Raw genomic sequence first — 22361 nt, 5'->3', positions numbered from 1 at the left:
CGAGGTCGGGCTCGGCGTACGCCGGGACGTCATCCGCGCCGTGGCCTCCAGCCCCCGATTCGTATGACGTCCCGCGCTTGCGCCAGTTGAGCCGGGCCACGACCCGGCGTGCGAGCCGGAGGGCGTCGTACTCGTCGACCGCGAGGAAGTCGGACAGCCCCGAGACGCGGGAGTGCATCTCGGCGCCGCCGAGGGTCTCGTCGTCGGACTCCTCGCCGGTCGCCATCTTCACCAGCGGCGGACCGGCCAGGAACACCTTGGCCCGCTCCTTGACCATGATCACGTAGTCGCTCATGCCGGGGACGTACGCGCCCCCGGCGGTCGAGTTGCCGAAGACCACCGACACCGTCGGCTGCTTGCGCGCCGAGGACCGGGTGAGATCGCGGAACCCGCGGCCGCCCGGGATGAAGATCTCCTTCTGCGTGGGCAGGTCCGCGCCGCCGGACTCGGTGAGGTTGATCGTGGGGAGGAAGTTCTTCTCGGCGATCTCCGCGGCTCGGAAGGACTTCTTCAGCGACCACGGGTTGAGCGCGCCGCCCTTCACCGTCGGGTCGTTGGCGACGATCATGCACTCGACGCCCTCGACGACGCCGATGCCGGTGACCAGCGAGGCGCCGACCGCGAAGTCGCTGCCCCAGCCGGCGAGCGGCATCAGCTCGAGGAAGGCCGAGCCCTCGTCGACGAGCAGGTCGATCCGCTCGCGGGCCGTCAGCTTGCCGCGCTCCTTGTGCCGGGCGATGTACTTGCCGCCCGCCTCGACCGCCTTCGCCTGCTCCGCGTGCAGGTCGGCGAGCTTGGCCTCCATCGCCGTACGCCGGTCCTGCTCAGCGCTCACGCCTTCAGCTGTGGCCGTCATGCCTCGAGCACCGCCTTCATCCTCTCCAGGGTCGTGCGCATGCCGCGCTCGTTGGTCTTGCCCCGCAGCCGGCCGAGGACCAGCCAGTAGCCGCGGAGGTACCAGGCCGGGGTGAGCCGGAAGTACTCGGTCACCTCGGTCCGGTCGGGGCCGAGCGCCTTCAGCCGGTAGCCCCAGGTGTTGATCGGGTTGTCGTCGAGCCCGACGCCGAACTCGAACAGCCCGGATCCGTCCGCCGGCTCGCGGCACTGCGTGACGGTGCAGGGCGTCCAGTAGATCGGGCCCACGCCGTTGCGCTTGACGTGGCCCTTGAACCGCGCGCCGACCGCGGGGCCGGTGGCGCCGTGGGTCCACACCGCCTCGAAGGTCTCCGGCGAGAACTCGCCGATCCGGGTCACGTCGCTGACGAGGTCCCAGACCTCGGCGACCGGCGCGTCCATCGCCACCGTCACCTCGCCGCCGAGCGGCTTCATCAGGTCCATCGCGGGCCTCTCAGGAGTAGCCGAGCAGACGGGCGGCGAGGTCGGTGAGGACCTCGGTCGCGCCGCCGCCGATCGGGAGCAGCCGGGCGTCGCGGTAGTGCCGCTCGACCTCGGTGCCGTGCATGTAGCCGGTGCCGCCGTGCAGCTGGACGGCCAGGTCGGAGACCGCGACGGCGGTGTCGACGGCGGTCTGCTTGGCCAGGCACGCCTCGGCGATGACGTTCTCCCCGGCGACGTGCCGGGCGGCGACCTCGAGCGTGTAGGTGCGGGCCACCTCCACCTGCCGGTGCATCTCGACCAGCTGGGCGCGCACGACCTGGTTCCGGACCAGCGGCTTGCCGAAGGTCTCGCGCTCGCGGGCGTACTGCGCGGACAGGTCGAGACAGCGCTTCGCGTGCCCGTAGCCCATGAGCGCCAGGAAGATCCGCTCGACGACGAACTGCTGGGCGATGTAGTAGAAGCCCTGGTTCTCGCTCCCGACCAGGTTGTCCACCGGGACCCGGACGTCGGCGTACGACAGCTCGGCGGTGTCGGAGCAGTGCCAGCCCATCTTCCTCAGGCTGCGCTGGACGGTGAAGCCGGGTGTGCCCTTGTCGACGACGATCAGCGAGATGCCGGCGTGGCCGGCCTCGCCGGTGCGGCAGGCGGTGACGACGTAGTCGCCGCGGACCGCCGAGGTGATGAACGTCTTGGCGCCGTTGATGACGTAGTGGTCGCCGTCGCGCACGGCCCGCGTGGTGATGCCGGCGACGTCGGATCCGCCGCCCGGCTCGGTGATGCCGAGGCTGCCGATCATCTCGCCGGCCAGGGTGGGGCGGACGTAGCGGTCGACGAGGTACGGCGAGCCGTGCTCGACCATGTGCGGGACCGCGATGCCGTGGGTGAAGAGCGAGGCCATCAGGCCGCCGGACGCACCGGCCTCCATCAGCCCCTCCTGCAGCGCGCAGGCGTCGAGCAGGTCGCCGCCCTCGCCGCCGGCCGACTCCGGGTAGCCGACGCTCAGCAGACCGGCCTTCGCGGCGGCCTCGGTGAGGCTGCGCGGCAGCTGCCCGGCGTCCTCCCACTCCTGCAGGCCGGGCATGATCTCGCGGCGCGCGAACTCGGTCGCCGACTCCTTGAGCGCCTGGCGCTCCTCGCTCCAACGCATCTAGACCAAGTCCTCCTGGATGTGGACGATCCGGCTGCGGACCCATTCGCCCAGGCCCTTGGCCTGCGGGTCGAACCGGGTGGACGCGGCGACGCCGTCGCCGAGCAGACCGTGGATGACGACGTTGACGGCGCCGAGGTTGGGCAGGACGTAGACGTCGATGTCGAGGTCCCGGGCCTCGGGCACGACCTCGCGGACCTTGCGGTCCTTGACCATCTTGGCGAGCCACTGCACGCGCGCCTCGTACTTCGGCGAGCCGTCGTTCTTGACCCACAGGCCGAGGTTGGCGTCGCCGCCCTTGTCGCCGGAGCGCGCGTGCACGAAGGTCCCGAGCGGCATCCGCCGGGTGATCGTGTCCGCGGGGGCGGGGTACGGCGAGGGGCGCTTGCCGAGGTCCGGGTCGAGCTCCTCCGGCGCCACCTGCTCGGCGTACTCGGTCGGGTCGGCGATGACCTCGCGGGTGCCGTCGTGGTGGACGACGGTGTGCTCGACGGACGACCGGTCGACGTACGCCGGCGTGTAGACGCCGTAGGGCGACGGCTTCTGGGGCGGGGTGGTCATCGTGAACCCGGGGTAGGACGCGAGGGCGAGCTCGACGGCGGGGCCGGTGAACGGCTTGCCCAACGGGCCGGGCTCGGGGTCCTTGCCGATGCAGCGCAGGATGACCGAGGCGCCCTCCTCGGTGTCGGCGTCCCCGCTGCGGGCGGGCGTCTGGGTCCAGACGACCTCCTTCGCGGCGAGCCTCCCGTCGAGCTGCGAACGCAGCCACTCCGCCTTGGCGTCGATGTCGAGGCCGGTGAGCACGAACTCGACCTGGTTGCGGTAGCCGCCGAGGGTGTTGACCGCGACCTTGAGCCGCTCCGGCGGCGCGCAGCCGGTGACGCCGCTGATCTCGACGCGGTCCGGCGCCTGCTGGCGCAGCCGGACGGAGTCGAGCCGCGTGGTGACGTCGGGGTTGAGGTAGCGCGTGGACTGGATCTCGTAGAGCAGCTGGGCGGTGACGGTGTCGACGGTGACCGCACCGCCGGTGCCGTCGTGCTTGGTGATCACGCTGCTGCCGTCGGCGGCGACCTCGGCGATGGGGAACCCGAGCGGCGTGGTCATCGGCGCGCCGGCGCGGAAGAGGTCGGCGAACCCGGAGAAGTTGCCGCCGGTGGCCTGGGTGCCGCACTCGATGACGTGCCCGGCGACCACGGCGCCGGCGAGCGCGTCGTAGTCGGTCGGCAGCCAGCCGTGGTGGGCGATCGCGGGACCGACGACGACGCTGGCGTCGGTCACGCGCCCGGTGACGACGATGTCGGCGCCACGGGTCAGGGCGGAGGCGATGCCGAACGCGCCGAGATAGGCGTTGGCCGTGAGCGCGTCGTCGAACAGGCCGGCGCCACGCAGGTCGTCGCCCGCGACGTAGGCGACCTTGGCGTCGACGCCGAGGTCGGCGGCGAGCTTGTGGATCTGGGTGGCCAGGCCGGCCGGGTTGAGCCCGCCGGCGTTGCTGACGATCTTGACGCCCCTCTCCAGGACGAGGCCGAGGGTGTCCTCGAGCTGGCGCAGGAAGGTGCGGGCGTAGCCGAGGTCGGCGTCGCGCAGGGTGTCCATGCCGAGGATGAGCATGGTCAGCTCGGCGAGGTAGTCGCCGGTGATCACGTCGACACCGGATCCAGCGCTGTCGCCCTCGAGCTGCTCGCGCAATGCACTCAGTCGGTCGCCGTAGAACCCGCTGCAGTTGGCGATGCGGAGGGGCGCGGTCATCGCGGGTCCCTCCCGCCGCCCGCCGGGCCGGCGAACGCCTGCGCGATGGTGAGCCACTTCTCGGCGTCCGCGCCGACGGCGACCAGGTCGGTGTCGTCGCGGTGGACGCGCTGGGTGGCCAGGCGGCAGAAGTCGTACGCCGAGCCGCTCACCCGCTGTGCCGCGTCCTCGGGCCCCCAGGTCCAGGTCTCCCCGCTCGGCGCGACGAGCTCGATCCGGAACTCCTCGGCCGGCGCCTCGAGGCCGTTGTTGGCGTAGGCGAAGTCGCGGGTGCGGACGCCGATGTGGGCGACGTGGCGGATCCGGTCGGTGACCTCCGGGTGGAGGCCGAGGGCGTCGTAGACGTCGAGGGCGTGGGCCCAGGTCTCCATGAACCGCGCCGTCGCCATCGATGTCGGGGACATGGGCGGCCCGAACCACGGCATCTTCACCCCGTCGGGGTAGGCGCGCAGGGCCTCGACGAGGGCGGTGCGACCGGAGTCCCAACGCTCGAGGAGCTCGGGTCCCGGGAGGGCGCCGAGCTCGCGGGCGCCGCGGTCGACGAAGCCGCTCGGATCCGCGATGGCGTCCAGGACGACGTCGTCCCAGGCTCGCTTGCCGTCGTCGGTCGCGGAGTCCGCGGCCAGGACGGCGACCTCGTCGGTCCACACCAGATGGCCGATCGTGGTGGCGATGTCCCAGCCCTCGGCCGGCGTCGGCTTGTGCCACGACTCGCCGTCGAGGACGGACACCGTCGTCCGCAGCCGGTCGCCCTCGGCGCTCAGGTCGGCGATCACGTCGTCGAGGACACTCATTGCGGGGTGCCGCCTTTCTCCAGGGCCGCGTCGAGGGTGCGCGCCCACTCCTTGAGGATCCGGCGGCGACGGCGGGCGTCGTCGCCGAGCGTGTCGGCCAGGCCGAGACCGCGGACCAGGTCGAGGGTCGCCTGGACCAGCTCGCGCACCCCGGGCCGGGACTCGTCGGCGCCGAGCAGCTCGACCGTGAGCCGGTGCGTCTCGCGGCCGACCCGCTGCTCCAGCGGCCCCACGGCCTGCAGCAGCGCGGGGTCGGTCCGCGCGGCGACCCACAGCTCGAGGGCCGCGGTGAAGACGGGCGAGGCGAAGTGCTCGCCGAGCATCTGGACCACCGCCTCGGTCCGTCCGGGGCCCTCCGGCAGCCGGTCCACCGCCGCCTCGAGGTCGGAGCCCCGGATCTGGGTCAGGTGCGCCACCGCCGCGACCACCAGGTCGTTCTTGGTCGGGAAGTGGTGCAGCTGCGCGCCGCGGCTGACTCCGGCGCGCTCCGAGACCAGCGTGGTCGACGTACCGCTGAAGCCCTTCTCGACCAGGAGCTCCACCGTCGCGTCCATCAGCCGCTGCCGCATCGCGCGGGTGCGCTCCTCCTGCGGCACGCGGGTGGTGGCGGACATGGCGCCCAGCATGGCCCCGGACTAACAAACAGTCAAGACTGACTTTAAATGTTCATCCGGCGCGCCACCCCCGGCCCCGCGGCCCCCGGCCCTCGCCGGTCAGTCGATCCGCGCCACCAGGGGCAGGCGGCTGCGCGCGCAGAGTCCGACCGCCGCGGCGGTGAGCAGCGGCAGCCCGACCACGACGACGGCGAGCAGCGGCCACGGCACGGCGAGCAGCGTCGCCCCGTCGTCCCCGCGCGAGAGCGGGCGGCTGACGGCGATGCCGGGGATGAAGCCGACCGGCGCGCCGAGCAGAGCGCCGACCAGCCCCACCACCAGGGCGTACGACGCCGCGACCCGCCTCCGCGTGCGCGGCCGGGCGCCGACCGCCGACATCGTGGCGAGGTCGGGCCGGGCGTCGGAGAGGGCCAGGAAGGTGGCGGTCAGGGTGCCGCCGAGCATGAGCACGCCCCCGAGGACGGCCAGCACCCACTGCAGGATCCGCACGCTGTCGTCGGGCCGGAAGCCGCGCTCGACGTAGAGCACGCCGGTGCCGGGCAGGGTCGCGAGGGCCTCGTCGAGGTCGGCCTGGGCGGTCCCCGGCACGGTCGGGGCGATCGCCAGAGCGGTCGGCCCCACGCTGAGGCCCAGCTCGCCCGCGACCTCGGGCGGCAGGATCGCGGCGGCCGGTGCGATCTGCCCGCCCGCGGGCACGGTGGTGGCCGGGACCTCGACGCTCGCACCGTCGCGGGGCGTCCCGTCCTCGTCGGAGACCCGGACGACGGCACGGACCAGGTCGACGGCAGCCGCCCCCTCGCCTGCCTCGTCCTCGGAGCCCCGGAGCAGCACGACACGACCCTCGGCGAGGGCGCTGTCGGCGCGCTCGCGGGCGGCCGGGTCGAGCCCGGTCACGGCGGGGACGGACGAGCCGACGAGGTACTGGGTGCCGAAGGCCCCCGTCGTCTGCACCATCAGGTCCTCGCCCGCGACCTGGAAGGCGATCTCGGTCCAGCCCGCCTCGCTGTCCGACCGGACCCCGGTGAGCTCCTCGACCCGGGCGTCGGGGAGTCGCCCCGCCACCACCCGGCGTACGGCGGACGGGTCGGCCTCGGGCTCGACCTGGACGACGCCGTACCCGTGGGCGAACTGCGGGTCGTAGTCGCGCTCGTCGGCCGCCTGCTGGCTGTTGAGGGCGATGCCGAGGGTGACCACGCCGGCGACCGTGGCGCCGACGGCGGCGATGGCCGGGACGGTGCGGGTGCGGTGCCGGGCGGCGTCGCGGGCGGCGAAGCGCACCGCGAGCGGCCACGAGCGCGCGACCCGGCCGACCAGCGCGACGGCGGTGGCCACGACCAGCACCATGCCGAGGACGGACAGCAGCGCCGAGGCGGCGACCAGCGGCGGGGACGCGCCCCCCGCGCCGGAGCCGGCCACGCCCGAGCCGACCCCCGCCGCGATGAGCACCAGGCCGAGGACCGGCGAGCGCCGCGACGGGCGGCCCTCCCCGCGGCGTCCGGCGAGCACCGCGACGACGTCCTGCCGCGAGGCGGAGTACGCCGGGACCAGGGCGGCGAGGACGGCGGCGGCCAGGCCGAAGGCGGCCACGACGAGGAGCAGCGTCCACGGCACCTCGAACGGCCCGAACCAGGTGCCCTGGAGGCGCTGGGCGAGGGGCATCAGCAGCGCGCCGAGGCCGATCCCGAGCAGCACCCCGAGGACGCCGCCGAGCAGGCCGACCACGACGCCCGACGCAAGGACGGTACGACGCGCCTGGGCCGGCGTTCCTCCCGAGGCCGCGACCAGCGCGAGGGTGCGCGCCTGGGCCCGCGCGCGGACGGCGAAGGCCGGGCCGGCGAGCAGCACGACCTCGAGCAGCACCATCGTGGTGACCAGCACGAGCGCGGTCACCGTCGTCTCGTCGACGGGCGCGTGGCTGACCATCTCGGGCGGCAGCTCGGAGTCCGGCGGGGGGTCGGAGAGCACCTGACGGGACGCCGCGAACAGGCCGACGGCGTTGAGCGCGCGCACGTCGTCCCAGGTGACCGGGCCGCCGCCGACGAGCCAGCGGGGCTGGTCGTCGGGCGCCCCGACGGCGCCGGGGAGCACGGCGGCGGCCGGGCGGTCGCGGGTCGTCGCGCTCTCCGCGATGCCCACGACCCGCAGCTCGGTGCGGATCTCGCCGTCGCTGCCGGACCGCATCACCGCGATCGTCTCCCCCAGCCCGGGACCGCGACGGGCGGCCGCGGCGTTGACGACGATCTCGCCGGTCGTGCGCGGGTAGCGGCCGTCGGTGAGCCGGAGGAGTCCGTGGGTCAGCGGGTCGGCGAGCTCGGTCTGGGTGACGAGGAGGTCGGCGCGCCCGCGGCGGGTCTCGTAGGCGAGGTACTCCTGCGCGAGCGGGACGAGCGTCCGCTCGGAGCCGAGGACCGAGCGAACCTCCTCCTCGGTGGAGACGTGCTCCTCCTCGCCGAGCCAGGAGGTGATCGAGTCCGGGTCGAAGGCCTGGAGCACGGCGGTGGTGCCGCTGCCGCTGACCAGGGCGGCCGCCGTACCCATCCGACGGTCGACGCCCTCGGCGCCCGACACGTCGGCGGTGCGCCACACCACCGCGGCCGCCGCGACGGCGAGCACGGGCAGGCAGACCAGGACGAGCATGAGGACGGTCTGGGCCTTGCGCCGCCACGCCTCGCGGCGGGCCAGGCGCAGGGCGACCCGCCAGCCGCCGATCCGCTGGCTCATCGGGCGCCGGGCCCGGTGAGGACGTCGACCCGGTCGGCACCGGTCTCGTCGACGACGACGCCGTCGCGCAGGAACACGACCCGGTCGGCCCAGGCCGCGTGACGCGCCTCGTGGGTGACCAGGACGCCGGCGGCGCCCGCGTCGCAGCGGGCCCGCAGCAGCTGCAGGATGCCCTCGCCGGTCTCGGTGTCGAGCGCGCCGGTCGGCTCGTCGGCCAGGATCAGCCGCCGCTCGCCCACCACGGCACGGGCGATGGCGACCCGCTGCTGCTGGCCACCGGACATGTCGTCGGGGAAGCGGTCGGCGAGGTCGGCGATCCCGACCTCCTCGAGGGCCTTCCGTGCCTCGGCGCGCGCCCGGCGCGGCGCCACCCCGTCGAGCTCGCGCGGGAGCGCGACGTTCTCGGCGGCGGTCAGGGCGGGGATCAGGTTGAACCCCTGGAAGACATAGCCGATCGACGTACGCCGCATCCGCGCCCGCCCGTGCTGGCCCAGGCCGGCCAGGTCGGTCCCCTCGACGGTGACCGACCCGGCCGTGGGCCGGTCGAGCCCGCCGGCGATGGTCAGCAGGGTCGACTTCCCCGAGCCGGAGGGCCCCATCACGGCGACCAGCTCGCCGGGGTGGGCCTCGAAGGAGATGCCGCGCAGGGCCAGCACCTCGTGCGGCGCCTCACCGTGGATGCGGGTCACGTCGGTGAGCTTCAGGACAGGGTTCATCGCTCCTGCTTTCGGGGGAGGGCGCGGGTGGTGCGGATCAGCTCGAGGCGGGCCCGGGCGTCGGCGAGCCAACGCCGCTCGGCGCGGTCGAGGCGGCGGAGGTGGGCCTCGAGGTGGGGGCTCATCGGGCGCCCCTGGCGGGAGCTTCTTCGTCCAGGCGTGCGTTTCTTCGTCCAACCCCGCCCGCCGCGGCCCGGCGCAGCCGGGACTCGCAGTGGTCGAGCCAGCGGATCTCGGCCTCGGCGGCGAAGACGAGGGAGTCGAGGACCAGGCTCCAGGCCAGGTCCGCTCCCCCGGACCCGTCGTCGGCCCCGGCGTCGGGTACGGCGCCCGCGGCGGCCTGCCGCTTGAGGCGGGTGTAGTCCTGGAGCGCGGCCATGGTGGCGCTGCGCTGCTGCTGGATGACGGTGCCGACGTCGACGCCGGGCACGGTGACCGCCAGCGCGAGCTTGATCGCGAGCTCGTCGCGCGGGGGCTGGGTGCGCCCGACCGGGGTGGTGAACCACGTGGCGACCTCGTCGCGGCCGGCGTCGGTGATCCGGTAGATCACGTGGCCCTCTCCGTCCTCGCCGTCGGCGAAGGCGAGGCCGTCGCGCTCCAGGCGGGTCAGGGTCGTGTAGACCTGCCCGACGTTGAGCGGCCAGGTGGTGCCGGTGCGCTGCTCGAACTCGGCGCGCAGCTGGTAGCCGTACATGGGCTGCTGCTCGAGCAGCGCCAGCAGGGCGTGCTTGACGGACATCCGGGACTCCCTCTCGACTCCACACCGGTACATACCGGGTATAGGACATGTATACCCGGTATATGCTCTGGCTGTCGAGCCCGCGCCGCGGCTACCTCCGCTCGCCCTCCCGCGGCAGCACGATCTCCAACCCGAGCCCGGACGCGGCGTACGTCAGCCCGCCGTGGCCGCCGGCGCGCGGGACCGCTGCGACCGCGCTGAGCACGGCGAACAGCAGCAGCGCGGGCACGGACCACGCCCCCGGGATCGCCATCAGGACGACGAACGGGCCGACCCCGGTGGCGAGCTTGACCAGCCGCGCGACCGGAGCCGGTCCGCGCCCACCGGACGTCCGGATCGACACCACCCACTCGCCGACGGTCCGGCCGCCCATGAGGACGGCGGCGACCTGGACCAGGCCCAGAATCCCCCACTGGAGCAGGCGTTCGGGGGTGGTGGGCAGCTCTTCGAAGGGCACCTCGAGGACGTAGAGCTGGACCGCGCGCCAGGCGATCGAGATCGCGGAGCCGAGCAGGACGACGAACAGGCCGTCGCAGACCATGCCGACCAGGCGGCGGCCGAAGGTGATCGTCGTGGGCAGCACCACCTCGGGCCGCTGCCGGCGGATGAAGATCGCCGACACCAGCGAGCCGAGGGTCGCGCCGAGGGTGTTGATCATCAGGTCGTCGACGTCGAAGAGCCGGTAGGCGCAGTCGTAGAGGTGCCAGACCCCGGTGGCCTGGGTGGTCTCGATCAGCAGAGAGATCGCGAGGCCGAGCAGGGTCGCCACGACGACCCCGCGCCGCGCGACCCGGCGCACGAACCAGCCGAGGGGCACGAAGAGCAGCACGTTGAGCGCGACCTGCAGGAACGCCGGGTCGTGCACCAGCGCCGAGAGCCCGGCCCGCGAGCCGAGGTCGCCCCAGTCGATGGCGCGGATCGTGTCGAACGGGACCGTCTGCCTCCCGGCGCACCGATAGTCGCCGTCGGCCGGCATCGGCAGCAGCGTGTAGGTCCACAACGCGAGGCCGTAGACCGCTCCGGACAGCAGCACGCTCAGGTCGCGCGGCCCGAGCCGACCGTCGCGGCGGTACTCCACGGCCGCCACCGGGATGAGCAGCAGCACCGCCACCACGGAGCCGAGGACGGTCGCGATGACCGCGTTCATGACCTGGTCGGACATGCGCAGGCGCCTAGCGGTAGGTCACCAGCGGCCGCGGCAGGTGCGGGTGCTCGTTGAAGGTCAGCAGCCGGGCTCCGCCCGCACCGACGACGACCCGGCTCACGGAGGTGTTCGCGATGACCGTGTTGAAGCGCGCCCAGACCGGGCCCACCGCCGCGAGGTCCGGTACGACGAGCAGCGCGGCCAGCGCCGCGATCACGCCGCCGGAGGTGACGACGAGGGTGGGCCCGGGCCGCGCCGTCGCGGCGTCGAGCGCGGCGCGGGCACGGGACACGAAGGCGTCGAACGGCTCGGGGTAGCCGCCGTCCGGCCCGGCGTCGTACCAGTGGGCCGTGGAGACCTCGAACTGCTCCTGGAAGGCACGCCGGTCGGTCGTGTGGTCGACGACCGCGCCGGTCGCCTCGGCGTAGCGTGCGAGCACGCCGAGGTGGTCGAACTCCGCCCAGTCCTCGTCGATCTCGGCCGCGTCGGCGTCGAGGCCGGAGGTCTCGGCGATCGCCTCCCAGGTCTCACGATGGCGGCGCATGCCGCCGTGCACCACCGAGGCCGGAGCGGGGCCGTGCTCGGCGAGCCAGCGGCCGAGCACGCGGCCCTGCTCCCAGCCGTTCTCGGAGAGCACGTCGTAGTCGTCGGTGCCGAAGGAGGCCTGGCCGTGGCGGACCAGCAGCAGCACGCCCATCAGGCCGACTCCCCCGCCGCCGCGATGATTCGTCGGCAGCGCTTCTCCAGATAGCCCACGGCCGGGCCGAAGGCGGCATAGGTCTCGTTGGTGGTCTGGCCGTGGAAGTAGCGGTACCAGATCTGCTGGGCGATCACCGCGAGCCGGAAGAGGCCGAAGACCTCGTAGAAGCTCCACTGCGCGTCGCTCAGCTCGACGCCGGTGCGCGCGCAGTAGGCGTCGACCACCTGGCGGCGGGTCCACATGCCCGTCTCGGTCGTGGGCTGGCGCCGGAAGTGCAGGAAGAACTCGTCGTCGTCGGCCTGGACCCAGTAGGCCAGCGTGCAGCCCAGGTCCATCAGCGGGTCGCCGACGGTGGCCAGCTCCCAGTCGAGCAGCCCGACGATCCGGGTCGGATCGTCGGCCGCGAGCACCATGTTGTCGAAGCGGTAGTCGTTGTGGATCATCCGCTGGCCGACGTCGGCCGGCTGGTGGGCGTCGAGCCAGCCGGTGATGTCGGACCAGTCGCCGGTGTCGTCGGTACGGGCCGCCTCGAGACGCGCGGTCCACCCGGCGACCTGGCGCGCGACGTACCCGTCGCCCTTGCCGAGCTCGGCCAGGCCGGGCACCGCCGACACGTCGACGGAGTGCAGCGCGACGAGCAGGTCGACCGCCGCGTCGCACAGCGCGTCGGCCTGCTCGGCGCTCATCGGGAAGCCGAAGTCGCGGCGCGGGATCAGCCCGTCGAGCCGCTCCATGACATAGAGCTCGCTGCCGATCGGGCTCTCGTCGGCGGTGCAGTGGGCCACCATCGTCGGCACCTGCCCGAACACCGGCTTCAGCGCGGCCTGGATCCGGAACTCGCGGCCCATGTCGTGGGCGCCCTTCGGCTTCGTGCCGACGGGCGGGCGGCGCAGGATGAGGTCCGGTCCCTCCCCCATCCGCAGCAGATAGGTCAGGTTGGAGGCGCCGCCGGGGAACTGGCGGACCTCGGCGATCGGGCCGCGGCCGAGCCAGGCCTCGACGGCGGCGACGTCGAACGCGTCCTCGTCGCGGACCGGGCGTGCCTCATCCATCGACGGCCTCCAGCTTGCGGGCCTGCGCGCGCATCACGGCGTCGTACGACGGGCGGTCGGTCAGCTTGAGCTGGTAGGCCGAGCGCGCGGCGTCGTCGGGCACGATCACCTCGACACCGGCGTCGATCGCCTCGAGCACGGCGGCGGCGATGTCGTCGGGCCCGAGCGGCGCCTCGGCGACAAGACGGGTCACGACCTGCTGCAGGGCGGTGTCGCGGCTCTCGACCTCGGCCATCAGGTTGGTGCGGAAGTAGGAGGGACACACGACGTGGGCGCGCACGCCGTACGCCGCGAGCTCGTGTCCGGTGGTCTCGGTCAGCGCGACCACCGCGGCCTTGGTCGCGTTGTAGCTGCCCATCCCGGCGGGGTGGACGAGGCCGGCGAGCGAGGCGACGTTGACCACCGCGCCGCTGCGCTGCCGCTTGAACGTCGGTGTGAACGTCGCGGTGCCGCGTACGGCGCCGAGCAGGTTGACGTCGACCATCCGCTGCCACTCGTCGATGCCGGCGACGTCGAGGCGGCCTCCGCCCGCGATGCCGGCGTTGTTGACCAGCACGTCGAGCCCGCCCCACGTCTGCTCGACATGGTCGCGGACCGCGGCCCAGTCGGCGTCACTGGTGATGTCGAGCGGGTGGATCCCCTCACCGGGGGTGCGGTCGGTGCGCAGGACGGTGGCGCCGCGCGCCTCCCACGCTCGGGCGAAGGCAGCTCCGAGCCCGGAGGCGGCGCCGGTGATGAGGACCCGGGGTGGCTGGTGCGGTTGTGTCACCTCGCCGAGGCTAGTGCCTCCTCCAGCACGGCCTGCAGGGCGGTCACGAGGAGGTCGATGTCCTCCTCCGAGGCGACGATCGGCGGAGCGAAGCGGACCGTCGAGCCGTGGGTGTCCTTGGCCAGGACTCCCCGCTCCATCAGGCCCTCGCAGACCTGGCGGCCGGTGAGCAGCGCCGGCTCGACGTCGACACCGGCCCACAGTCCGCGGACCCGGACGCCGACCAGCCCGGAGCCGAGCAGCGTGCGCAGCCCCGCTTCCAGCCGCTCGCCCAGCACCCGCGCCCGCTGCTGGAACTCGCCGCTCTGGAGCATCAGCACGACCTCGTGGCCGATCGCGGCCGCCAGCGGGTTGCCGCCGAAGGTGGAGCCGTGGGTGCCAGGGCGCACCACCTCGAGCACCGCCCGGTCCGCGGCGATGGCCGAGACGGGCATGATGCCGCCCCCGAGCGCCTTGCCGAGGACATAGACGTCGGGCACGACGTCCTCGTGGTCGCAGGCGAACGTGCGTCCGCTGCGGGCCAGGCCGGACTGGATCTCGTCGGCGACCATCAGCACGTTGCGCTCGGTGCACAGCTCGCGCAGCGCGCGCAGGAAGCCGGCCGGCGGCACCACCACGCCGCCCTCGCCCTGGATCGGCTCGAAGAGCACCGCCACCGTCGAGTCGTCGATGGCGGCGGCGACGGCCTCGACGTCGCCGTACGGCACGCTGACGAAGCCGGGCGTGAACGGCCCGTAGTCGGCGGTCGCCACGTCGTCGTCGGAGAAGCTGACGATGGTCGTCGTACGACCGTGGAAGTTGCCGTGCATCGTGATGATGCCGGCCGTGCCCGGCCCGACGCCCTTGACCTGGTAGCCCCACTTGCGGCTGACCTTGATCGCCGTCTCCACCGCCTCGGCGCCGGAGTTCATCGGCAGGACCATCTCCTTGCCGGTCAGCTCGGCCAGCGCCTGCGCGAACGGGCCCAGCTGGTCGTTGTAGAACGCCCGGCTGGTGAGCGTGAGCCGCCGCAGCTGCTCGCTCGCCCGGGCCAGGAGGCGCGGGTGGCCGTGCCCGAAGTTGAGCGCGGAGTAGCCCGCCAGGCAGTCGAGGAAGCGACGGCCCTCGACGTCGGTGACCCACGCGCCCTCGCCGGAGGCCAGCACGACCGGCAGCGGGTGGTAGTTGTGCGCGGCGTACGTCTCGGTCAGGTCGATGTGGTGGCGCGTCTGCTCGGCACCCCCGGTGGTCTGCTCGGTCGGCGTGCTGGTCGTCATGGCCCCACTGTGACGCCGGCCACGCTCCTACGCCAGTCGGTGCCCCGCGCTGGAGTCTCGGGTGCGAGACGGTGGGGCGGCGGGAGTTTCACCGGCCGGCCGGTGAAGCTTGAGCGCCTCGGACTGCCCACCCGAGGCCCCGGCGCTTCCTCCCCGGCAAGACTCCCGGCGGTCGCTACCGTTTCGGTGCGAGCGGTCCCCTCTTGGACTTCATCGAGAGCCTCAAGGCTGGAGGCTGCAACGTAAGTGCCGTCTACCACCTGCCCACAAAGTAGCCACTGGGCTACGGAAGCGAGGGAGATCCCGGTGAGCACCGAGGACACCGATCCGCAGGAAGTCCGGTGGGAAGCGATGCCGCTGGAAGAGGCGTGGGAACTGCGACGCCGCTGGGACGAGACAGCCGAAGCGCGTGTGGCCTGGTTGCGAGCCGAGTCGGGACTGGACCTGCTCGACGATCCGGAGTCGATCGCCGAGTTGTGGTCGTGGTTCCTGCGATGGGCAGACGCCCCCTCCGGGCTGGATGGGTCTCCGGCGCCGGTGTGGTGGGCGCCGCCTGTGGCCGACACCTTGGCATACCGACGCCAGTTCGGAGTCGAGGCGATCGTCGCCCACCTCGAACAGCTCTGCCGGCAGAGGTTCCCCGAGTTGGTGCCCGCCGTGAACGTCTATCCGAAGGGGCGCAAGGAGCCGACGTCGCCCCACGAGCCCGGCCTCGCGTTCACTCCGGCTCCAGACGACGGTGCTGCCTGGCCGACCGGCCAGGTTGTCGGCTCGGCAATGAGGATTGCTGCACTTCCTGAGTCCGACCCGCGACGTGGTCGGTGGGGGTTGCGCCAATTCGGCGACATCGCAACGTGGGTCGAGAACAAGCGCAAGGCTCAGAAGAAGGCAACCAAAGCCCCGACGGTCGTGATCGAGAAGATCCCCGCCGACGAGGCCGAAGAGCTGGGGGGCTTCGCCTGGGACATCTCCTTCGACGAGGAGGTCGGGTACGACCAACCCGAGCTGGTGGAGGCGTACGCCGAGGCCTTGGACGATCTCGACGGAATCGACGAGGTCGAGCACTACGACCGCGGCATGATCCGCATCGCCGGCCCCATCGGCGTACGCAAGCTCCGGTCCTGGTCAAGGAAGTGGCTCGAAACCAACGCGGAGAGTGCTGGTTGACGCCCAGGCGCGTCCCTGACGGCGTCCCATCATGACGCCGTATCGCCCGCGGATCGGCGGCCGTAGCGCACCACAAGACGCAACGAGACCCCGCTCGCCTTGGCGGCGAGCGGGGTCTCGTGCGTTCGGATCAGTAGATGTAGAAGCATCGACTGGCGCCACGTTGGCCACCGGATCGGAGGGTCGAGCAGCCCATGTAGCGCGCCGAGGTGAAGGTGCGCTTCCAGGTCCAGTTGTCGGTGAAGAACTCAGCGGTGAAGTCCGGCGAGCCCAGTCACATGGTTCCTCGAAGACTCACGCTTGGACGAAGAGGTTTCCTCGTCCAAGCGTGAGCTTCTTCGTCCCGGTCCGGGACGTGTCCACAGCGATCAGGCGGGGAAGCCCTTGCCTGACGCGGCGAGCTCGCGCAGCCACGGGGTGGGCTGGAAGCGCTCGCCGTACTTCTCGGCCAGCTCGTCGGCGCGGGCGAGGAAGGCGCTCAGCCCGACCTCGCCGGTCGCCTTGTTCTGGTAGCCGGTCATGAACTGCGCGGCACCGCCGGTGTTCGGCGGGAAGCCGATGCCCATGATGGAGCCGATGTTGGCGGCGGCCGCCGAGGTGATGACGCCCTCCTCGAAGGTCTTCGCGGTCTCGAGCGCCTCGGCGACGAGCATCCGGTCGCGGATGTCCTCGATCGGCGGCTGCTCCTCGGCGACCGGGAACAGGTCCGCGAGACCGGCCCAGATCGAGCCGCGCTTGCCGTCCTCGTAGTCGTAGAAGCCCGCCCCGCGCAGGCGACCGGCGCGACCGGCCTCCAGCATCTTCGACACCACCGCGGTGCCCGGGTGCTCGGCGTACGGACGACCGGCGGCCTCCTCGCCCTCCTTGCTCGCCTTGGCGATCTTGGCCATCAGCTCGAGGTTGAGCTCGTCGGAGAGCTGGAGCACCGGCGCCGGGTAGCCGGCAGAGGTGGTGGCGCGCTCGATGGAGTACGGCGCCACGCCCTCGGCGAGCATCGCCATGCCCTCGTTGACCATGAAGCCGATGACGCGGGAGGTGTAGAAGCCGCGGCTGTCGTTGACGACGATCGGCGTCTTGCGGATCTGCTGGACCACGTCGTACGCCTTGGCCAGCGCCTCGTCGGAGGTCTCCTTGCCGGAGATGATCTCCACCAGCGGCATCTTGTCGACGGGCGAGAAGAAGTGCAGACCGATGAAGCTCGGGCGCTTCGCCTCGTCCTCGATGCCCTCGGCCAGGCTGGTGATCGGCAGGGTCGAGGTGTTCGAGCACAGCAGCGCGTCGGGGTTGACGTGCGGCAGGATCTCGGCGAACACCTTGGCCTTGAGCGCCGGGTCCTCGAAGACGGCCTCGATGACCAGGTCGCAGCCGGCGAGGTCGGCCGGGTCGGCGGTCGGCGTGATCCGGTCGAGCAGCTCCTGGGACTTGTCTTCCGTGAGCTTGCCGCGCGAGATCGCCTTCTCGTTGATGCCCTGGCTGTAGGCCTTGCCCTTCTCGGCGTTCTCGAGGGCGACATCCTTGAGGACGACCTGCATGCCGGCGCGCGCGCAGACGTAGGCGATGCCCGCGCCCATCATGCCCGCGCCGAGCACGCCGACCTTCTGGGCCTTGTAGGGCTCGATGCCCTGCGGGCGCAGGGAGCCGGAGTTGATCGCCTGCAGGTCGAAGAAGAACGCCTGGATCATGTTCTTCGAGCTCTGGTTGACGACCAGGTTGGTCAGGTAGCGCGACTCGATCCGCGATGCGGTGTCGAGGTCGACCTGGGCGCCCTCGACCGCGGCCGAGAGGATGGCGCGCTGCGCGGGGTAGTCGGCACCCTTGAGCTGCTTGCGCAGCAGCGCCGGGAAGGCGGGCAGGAAGCCGGCGAGGGCCGGGGACTTCGGCGAGCCGCCGGGCATCTTGTAGCCCGGGGCGTCCCACGGGGACAGGCTCGCGTCGGGGTTGGCCTTGATCCACGCCTTCGCGGCGGGGATGAGCTCCTCGCGGGTCTCCACGAGCTCGTCGACGAGGCCCTTCTTGAGCGCGGCCTCGGGGCCGAACTGGGTGCCCTGGAGCAGCACGTCCATCAGCGCGCTCTGCAGGCCGAACTTGCGCACGGTGCGGGTCACGCCGCCACCGCCCGGCAGCAGGCCGAGGGTCGCCTCGGGGAGGCCGACCTTGACCTTCGGGTCGTTGACGAGGATGCGGTGCTGGGTGGCCAGCGTGATCTCGTAGCCACCACCGAGCGCGGCGCCGTTGATGGCGGACACCACCGGCTTGGGGAACAGCTCGAGGCGGCGCAGCGCCGCCTTGATGGCCTCGCACTGGGCGAAGACCTGGGCGGCGTCGTCGCGGGTGGTCCGGGTCATCAGGCGGAGGTCGCCGCCGGCGAAGAAGGTCTTCTTCGCCGAGGCGATGACCACGCCGGTGATGTCGTCCTTCTCGTCGTACAGGCGCTCGACGGCGGCCGTCATCGACTCGCGGTAGAGCTCGTTCATCGTGTTGGCGCTCTGGTTGGGGTCGTCGAGGGTGAGGGTGACGATGCCGTCGGCGTCGCGCTCGTAGCGGACTGCGGTCCCAGATGTTGCAGTGTCGGTGCTCAATGTCGTTCCTTGAGTTCGAGGAGTGGTCGAGAGGTTCGAGGGAGTACGGCGCTCAGACGCGCTCGACGATCGTGGCGATGCCCATGCCGCCGCCGACGCAGAGCGTGGCGAGGCCGCGGCGCAGGTCGCGCCGCTCGAGCTCGTCGATCAGGGTGCCGAGGATCATCGCGCCGGTCGCGCCGAGCGGGTGGCCCATGGCGATGGCGCCGCCGTTGACGTTGGTGATGTCGTGGCTGATGCCCATGTCGCGCATGAAGCGCATGGCGACGGCGGCGAACGCCTCGTTGATCTCGAACAGGTCGATGTCGCCGACCTCGAGGCCGGCCTTGGCCAGCGCCTTGCGGGCGGCCGGGGCCGGACCGGTGAGCATGATGATCGGGTCCGCGCCGGAGACGGCGGTCGCGATGATGCGCGCCCGCGGGGTCAGGCCGAGGTCCGTGCCGACCTGCTCGTTGCCGATCAGGGTGAGGGCGGAGCCGTCCACGATGCCGGAGGAGTTGCCGGCGTGGTGGACGTGGTTGATCCTCTCGAGCCAGTGGTACTTCTCGAGCGCCACGTCGTCGAAGCCCGCGTCGGCGCCGATCTGGGCGAACGACGGCTTGAGGCCGGCGAGGCCCTCGACCGAGGTGTCGGGGCGGACGGTCTCGTCGCGGTCGAGGATGGTCAGGCCGTTGATGTCCTTGACCGGCACGATCGCGCCGTCGAAGTAGCCGTTGGCCTGGGCCTTGGCGGCGCGGTGGTGGGACTCGGCGGCGAAGGCGTCGACGTCCTCCCGGTTCCAGCCCTCGATGGTGGCGATCAGGTCGGCGCCGATGCCCTGCGGCACGAAGCCCGCCTTGAACGCGGTGGCCGGGTCGGAGGCCCAGGCGCCGCCGTCGGAGCCCATCGGCACGCGGCTCATCGACTCGACGCCACCGGCGATGATCAGGTCCTCGAACCCGCCGCGGACGCGGCCGGCGGCCTGGTTGACGGCCTCCAGGCCCGAGGCGCAGAAGCGGTTGAGCTGGACGCCGGCGACGGTGTCCGGGAGGCCGGCGGCGATGGCCACCGTCTTCGCGATGTCGCCACCCTGGTCGCCGATCGGGGAGACGACGCCGAGCACGATGTCGTCGATCCGGTTCGGGTCGAGGCCGGGGTTGCGCTCCTGCACGGCGTCGACGAGACCGACCGCGAGGTCGACCGGCTTGACCTCGTGGAGGGAGCCGTTGGCCTTGCCGCGACCGCGCGGGGTGCGGAGGTGGTCGTACACGAATGCTTCTGCCATGACCGTCCTTGTTCTCTGTACGGAGAGGGGTGTCTCTGAGAACGATTGTGACACTATTACTGTCATGGTCAAGGGCGACAGAGCGACGGACGGTGTGACCCACGACGCATCGAGCGGGGCCGGCGGGCAGAGTTGCGACGGGAACGGCGAGGGGAACGGCGGGTCCGAGCTGCTCACTCTCGGCGAGCTCACGGCACGGGTGGGACTGAGCGTGCGGACGGTGCGCTTCTACACCTCGCGCGGCCTGCTGCCACCGCCCATCCGCCGCGGCCGGTCGGGCTACTACTCCGCGGTCCACCTGGCCCGCATCGAGCTGGTGCTGGAGCTGCAGAGCCACGGGTTCACGCTCTCCGCGATCGAGCGGTACGTCGCCGGCATCCCCGACGACGCCACCCCCGAGGACATCGCGCTCGCGCGCACCATGCTCGCGCCCTGGCAGTCCGACCTCCCGGTCGAGATGGACGGCGAGCAGCTCGAGCGCAAGGCCGGCCGCGCCCTCTCGGCCGAGGACATCGCCACCCTGCAGGCCCTCGGCGTGCTGCGGATCCGCGGGTCGGCGTACCTCGTCGCGAGCAACCAGCTCGCGATCGGGGTGCGGCTGCTCGAGCTCGGCTTCCCCCGCGAGGTCGCCGTCGCGGCGGCCGCGGTCTACCAGGAGCACGGCGAGCAGATGGCCAAGGAGCTCTACGAGATGATCAACGACAAGCTCGCCCCGCTGTACGACGACGGCGCGACCTCGGAGCGCTTCCGCGAGGTCATGGAGCGGCTCAAGCCGCTCTCCGTCGGCGGTCTGGTGTCGGCGTACGAGGCGGCCGTCGCCCGCGCGGCCCGCTCACCGCGCCGGCGCTGACCGCCTCGACTGCGCTCAGCCGCGCCCGGTGCTGAAGCTCGCGGCGCTGTGGCCGCCGGAGCCCGCACCGCGCGAGCGCGAGCGGCCGCGGTTGCCGCCCGAGCGCTGCCCGGCCGGCTTCGCCGCGCCCTGGCCCGAGCGCTGCTGGCCCGAGCGCTGTTGGCCCTGGCCGCCGGGCTTCTTCGCGGCCGGCTTGGCGCCGGCGCCGCGACGGCGACCCCCGCCGTTGCCGCCGCCGTTGCCCCCGCCGTTGCCGCCGCCCTGGACTGTGGCAGGGGTGAGGTCGATCCCGCCCGGACGGGTCCGCTCGCCCGGGGCGAGCTCCTGGAGGACGGGGTGGCTCGCGCCGGTGATCCGGGTGGTGGTCGGCTTGATGCCGGCGGCCCGGGTCAGGTCGCTGACGTCGCGGCGCTGCTCGCTGGTCATCAGGGTGATGACCGTGCCGGCGGCACCGGCGCGCGCCGTACGACCGGAGCGGTGCAGGTAGGCCTTGTGCTCGGCGGGCGGGTCGGCGTGCACGACGAGGGAGACGTCGTCGACGTGGATGCCGCGGGCCGCGATGTCGGTCGCGACCAGGGTGGTCGCCGTACCGCTGTGGAAGGCGTCCATGTTGCGCGTGCGCGCGCCCTGGCTGAGGTTGCCGTGCAGGTCGACGGCGGGGACGCCGTTCTTGTTGAGCTGGCGGGCGAGTGCCTTGGCGCCGTGCTTGGTGCGGGTGAACACGACGGTGCGGCCCGGCGCGCTGACCAGGTCGAGGAGCACGGGCAGGCGCTGCTCGCGCTCGACGTGGAGCACGTGGTGGTCCATCTTGGCGACCGGCGACTGGGCCGAGTCGGCCTCGTGGACGGCGGGGCTCTCGAGGTAGCGCTTGACGAGCACGTTGATCGCGTTGTCGAGGGTGGCCGAGAACAGCATCCGCTGGCCGCCCTTCGGGGTCTGGTCGAGCAGGCGGCGTACGGCGGGCAGGAAGCCGAGGTCGGCCATGTGGTCGGCCTCGTCGAGCACGGTGACCTGCACGTCGGCGAGGCTGCAGTGACGCTGGCCGATGAGGTCCTCGAGCCGGCCGGGGCAGGCGATGAGGATGTCGACGCCGTCGCGCAGCGCGTTGACCTGCGGGCCCTGGCCGACGCCACCGAAGACGGTCGTGGTGGTCAGGCCCGCCGCCTTCGCGAGCGGCGCGATGGACGCGGCGATCTGGCTGGCCAGCTCGCGGGTCGGGGCGAGGACGAGCGCACGGGGACGCTTCGGCGTCCGGCGCCGGCCGTCGGCGGCGAGCCGGGCGACGACGGGGATGCCGAAGGCGTACGTCTTGCCGGAGCCCGTGCGGCCGCGGCCGAGGACGTCGCGCCCGGCCAGCGAGTCCGGCAACGTGGCGGCCTGGATCGGGGTGGGAACGGTGATCTGGTCCGCCGTCAGGACGGCGAGCAGGTCGGCGGGAACGCCGAGCTCGGCGAAGGAGGCGGGGCCGGTGTGGGGCACGGTGTATCTCTCCGGAGACCGCTGCGCGCAGGGCGGCGCGATCCCCTCAGGTGGGCGTCTCGCCATGCTGCCTGTCCGGTGACAGACGATGAAGCGGTGCCTCGGGTGAGGGGCGCGGTCCTCGGGCGGGTGCCGTGCGGTGCGCCGGGATCCGGGGCAAGACTGGCCGGATCGGTGATCTCACCCTACGGGGCCGGGCACCGGCGTGCCGCATCCGCGCGCCGCTGGGCGGTGTGGGGTGGGCCACGCGGCGGCCATGTAACTCGGTGTTCGTGCGTCTACC

At 72.6% G+C, this 22361-nt stretch carries 20 protein-coding genes; 2 read left to right on the top strand and 18 right to left on the bottom strand.

Features of this window, described 5'->3' with window-relative positions; genetic code table 11:
- The 15 genes from FHP29_RS22810 to rocD form a co-directional block, all read right to left on the bottom strand.
- Window positions 1-835: carboxyl transferase domain-containing protein (locus FHP29_RS22810; RefSeq protein ID WP_275669447.1), on the bottom strand; the 835-nt coding region annotated here is incomplete at its 3' end.
- Window positions 836-852: 17 nt separating this feature from the next.
- The gene (locus tag FHP29_RS15045) at window positions 853-1338 is read right to left on the bottom strand and encodes an SRPBCC family protein (RefSeq protein ID WP_139623665.1); all 486 of its coding nucleotides are present in this window, start codon (window positions 1336-1338) and stop codon (window positions 853-855) included.
- 10 nt (window positions 1339-1348) lie between these two features.
- Window positions 1349-2485, bottom strand: a complete 1137-nt coding sequence (locus FHP29_RS15040; RefSeq protein WP_139623664.1) for an acyl-CoA dehydrogenase family protein — start codon at window positions 2483-2485, stop codon at window positions 1349-1351.
- Window positions 2486-4234, bottom strand: coding sequence for an acyclic terpene utilization AtuA family protein (locus FHP29_RS15035; protein WP_139623663.1), 1749 nt, complete (start codon window positions 4232-4234; stop codon window positions 2486-2488).
- On the bottom strand, window positions 4231-5028 hold the full coding sequence (locus tag FHP29_RS15030) for a TIGR03084 family metal-binding protein (RefSeq protein ID WP_139623662.1): 798 nt from the start codon (window positions 5026-5028) through the stop codon (window positions 4231-4233). The genes FHP29_RS15035 and FHP29_RS15030 overlap by 4 nt, the downstream gene beginning before the upstream one ends.
- Window positions 5025-5642 carry a TetR/AcrR family transcriptional regulator gene (locus FHP29_RS15025; RefSeq protein ID WP_139623661.1) on the bottom strand — a complete coding sequence of 206 codons (618 nt, stop codon included), beginning with the start codon at window positions 5640-5642 and terminating at the stop codon, window positions 5025-5027. Before FHP29_RS15025 ends, FHP29_RS15030 begins: the two co-directional genes overlap by 4 nt.
- A gap of 99 nt (window positions 5643-5741) precedes the next feature.
- Window positions 5742-8363, bottom strand: a complete 2622-nt coding sequence (locus tag FHP29_RS15020; protein WP_139623660.1) for an FtsX-like permease family protein — start codon at window positions 8361-8363, stop codon at window positions 5742-5744.
- Window positions 8360-9079 (bottom strand): ABC transporter ATP-binding protein, encoded by a 720-nt coding sequence (locus tag FHP29_RS15015; RefSeq protein ID WP_139623659.1) that lies wholly within the window; start codon window positions 9077-9079, stop codon window positions 8360-8362. Before FHP29_RS15015 ends, FHP29_RS15020 begins: the two co-directional genes overlap by 4 nt.
- A complete protein-coding gene (locus FHP29_RS23135; protein ID WP_275669446.1) occupies window positions 9076-9204 on the bottom strand; it encodes a hypothetical protein in 129 nt (42 codons plus the stop codon). The genes FHP29_RS15015 and FHP29_RS23135 overlap by 4 nt, the downstream gene beginning before the upstream one ends.
- Window positions 9201-9818: a PadR family transcriptional regulator gene (locus tag FHP29_RS15010; protein ID WP_139623658.1), complete on the bottom strand. Its 618-nt coding sequence runs from the start codon at window positions 9816-9818 to the stop codon at window positions 9201-9203. Before FHP29_RS15010 ends, FHP29_RS23135 begins: the two co-directional genes overlap by 4 nt.
- 91 nt (window positions 9819-9909) lie before the next feature.
- Window positions 9910-10980, bottom strand: coding sequence for a VanZ family protein (locus tag FHP29_RS15005; protein ID WP_139623657.1), 1071 nt, complete (start codon window positions 10978-10980; stop codon window positions 9910-9912).
- A gap of 10 nt (window positions 10981-10990) precedes the next feature.
- On the bottom strand, window positions 10991-11659 hold the full coding sequence (locus tag FHP29_RS15000; RefSeq protein ID WP_139623656.1) for a histidine phosphatase family protein: 669 nt from the start codon (window positions 11657-11659) through the stop codon (window positions 10991-10993).
- Window positions 11659-12714, bottom strand: a complete 1056-nt coding sequence (locus FHP29_RS14995) for a phosphotransferase family protein (protein WP_139623655.1) — start codon at window positions 12712-12714, stop codon at window positions 11659-11661. The genes FHP29_RS15000 and FHP29_RS14995 overlap by 1 nt, the downstream gene beginning before the upstream one ends.
- Complete coding sequence (locus FHP29_RS14990) at window positions 12707-13483, bottom strand: SDR family NAD(P)-dependent oxidoreductase (protein ID WP_139623654.1); 777 nt, start codon at window positions 13481-13483, stop codon at window positions 12707-12709. Before FHP29_RS14990 ends, FHP29_RS14995 begins: the two co-directional genes overlap by 8 nt.
- Entirely contained in the window at window positions 13480-14739 is a 1260-nt protein-coding gene (rocD, locus tag FHP29_RS14985; RefSeq protein WP_139623653.1) for an ornithine--oxo-acid transaminase, read from the bottom strand. The genes FHP29_RS14990 and rocD overlap by 4 nt, the downstream gene beginning before the upstream one ends.
- A gap of 306 nt (window positions 14740-15045) precedes the next feature.
- On the opposite strand from rocD, the gene FHP29_RS14980 reads away from it, so the two are divergent.
- Window positions 15046-15906, top strand: coding sequence for a hypothetical protein (locus tag FHP29_RS14980; RefSeq protein ID WP_139623652.1), 861 nt, complete (start codon window positions 15046-15048; stop codon window positions 15904-15906).
- A 368-nt stretch (window positions 15907-16274) separates the two neighbouring features.
- Here the strand turns inward: FHP29_RS14980 and FHP29_RS14975 are convergent, their stop codons facing one another.
- Both FHP29_RS14975 and FHP29_RS14970 read right to left on the bottom strand, forming a co-directional pair.
- Window positions 16275-18380, bottom strand: a complete 2106-nt coding sequence (locus FHP29_RS14975) for a 3-hydroxyacyl-CoA dehydrogenase NAD-binding domain-containing protein (protein ID WP_420813433.1) — start codon at window positions 18378-18380, stop codon at window positions 16275-16277.
- Window positions 18381-18537: 157 nt separating this feature from the next.
- Window positions 18538-19749: an acetyl-CoA C-acetyltransferase gene (locus tag FHP29_RS14970; protein WP_139623650.1), complete on the bottom strand. Its 1212-nt coding sequence runs from the start codon at window positions 19747-19749 to the stop codon at window positions 18538-18540.
- A gap of 64 nt (window positions 19750-19813) precedes the next feature.
- Here FHP29_RS14970 and FHP29_RS14965 point away from each other — a divergent pair, with 64 nt between their 5' ends.
- Complete coding sequence (locus tag FHP29_RS14965) at window positions 19814-20599, top strand: MerR family transcriptional regulator (RefSeq protein ID WP_139623649.1); 786 nt, start codon at window positions 19814-19816, stop codon at window positions 20597-20599.
- A gap of 15 nt (window positions 20600-20614) precedes the next feature.
- On the opposite strand, the gene FHP29_RS14960 is transcribed toward FHP29_RS14965, so the two are convergent.
- Window positions 20615-22078 carry a DEAD/DEAH box helicase gene (locus tag FHP29_RS14960; protein WP_240044519.1) on the bottom strand — a complete coding sequence of 488 codons (1464 nt, stop codon included), beginning with the start codon at window positions 22076-22078 and terminating at the stop codon, window positions 20615-20617.
- Window positions 22079-22361 lie beyond the last annotated feature (283 nt).

The organism is Nocardioides albidus (genome assembly GCF_006335005.1).
Lineage (GTDB): Bacteria > Actinomycetota > Actinomycetes > Propionibacteriales > Nocardioidaceae > Nocardioides > Nocardioides albidus.
Note: the sequence above shows the minus strand (reverse complement) of the source record. Positions and strands in the feature narration are given on the sequence as shown.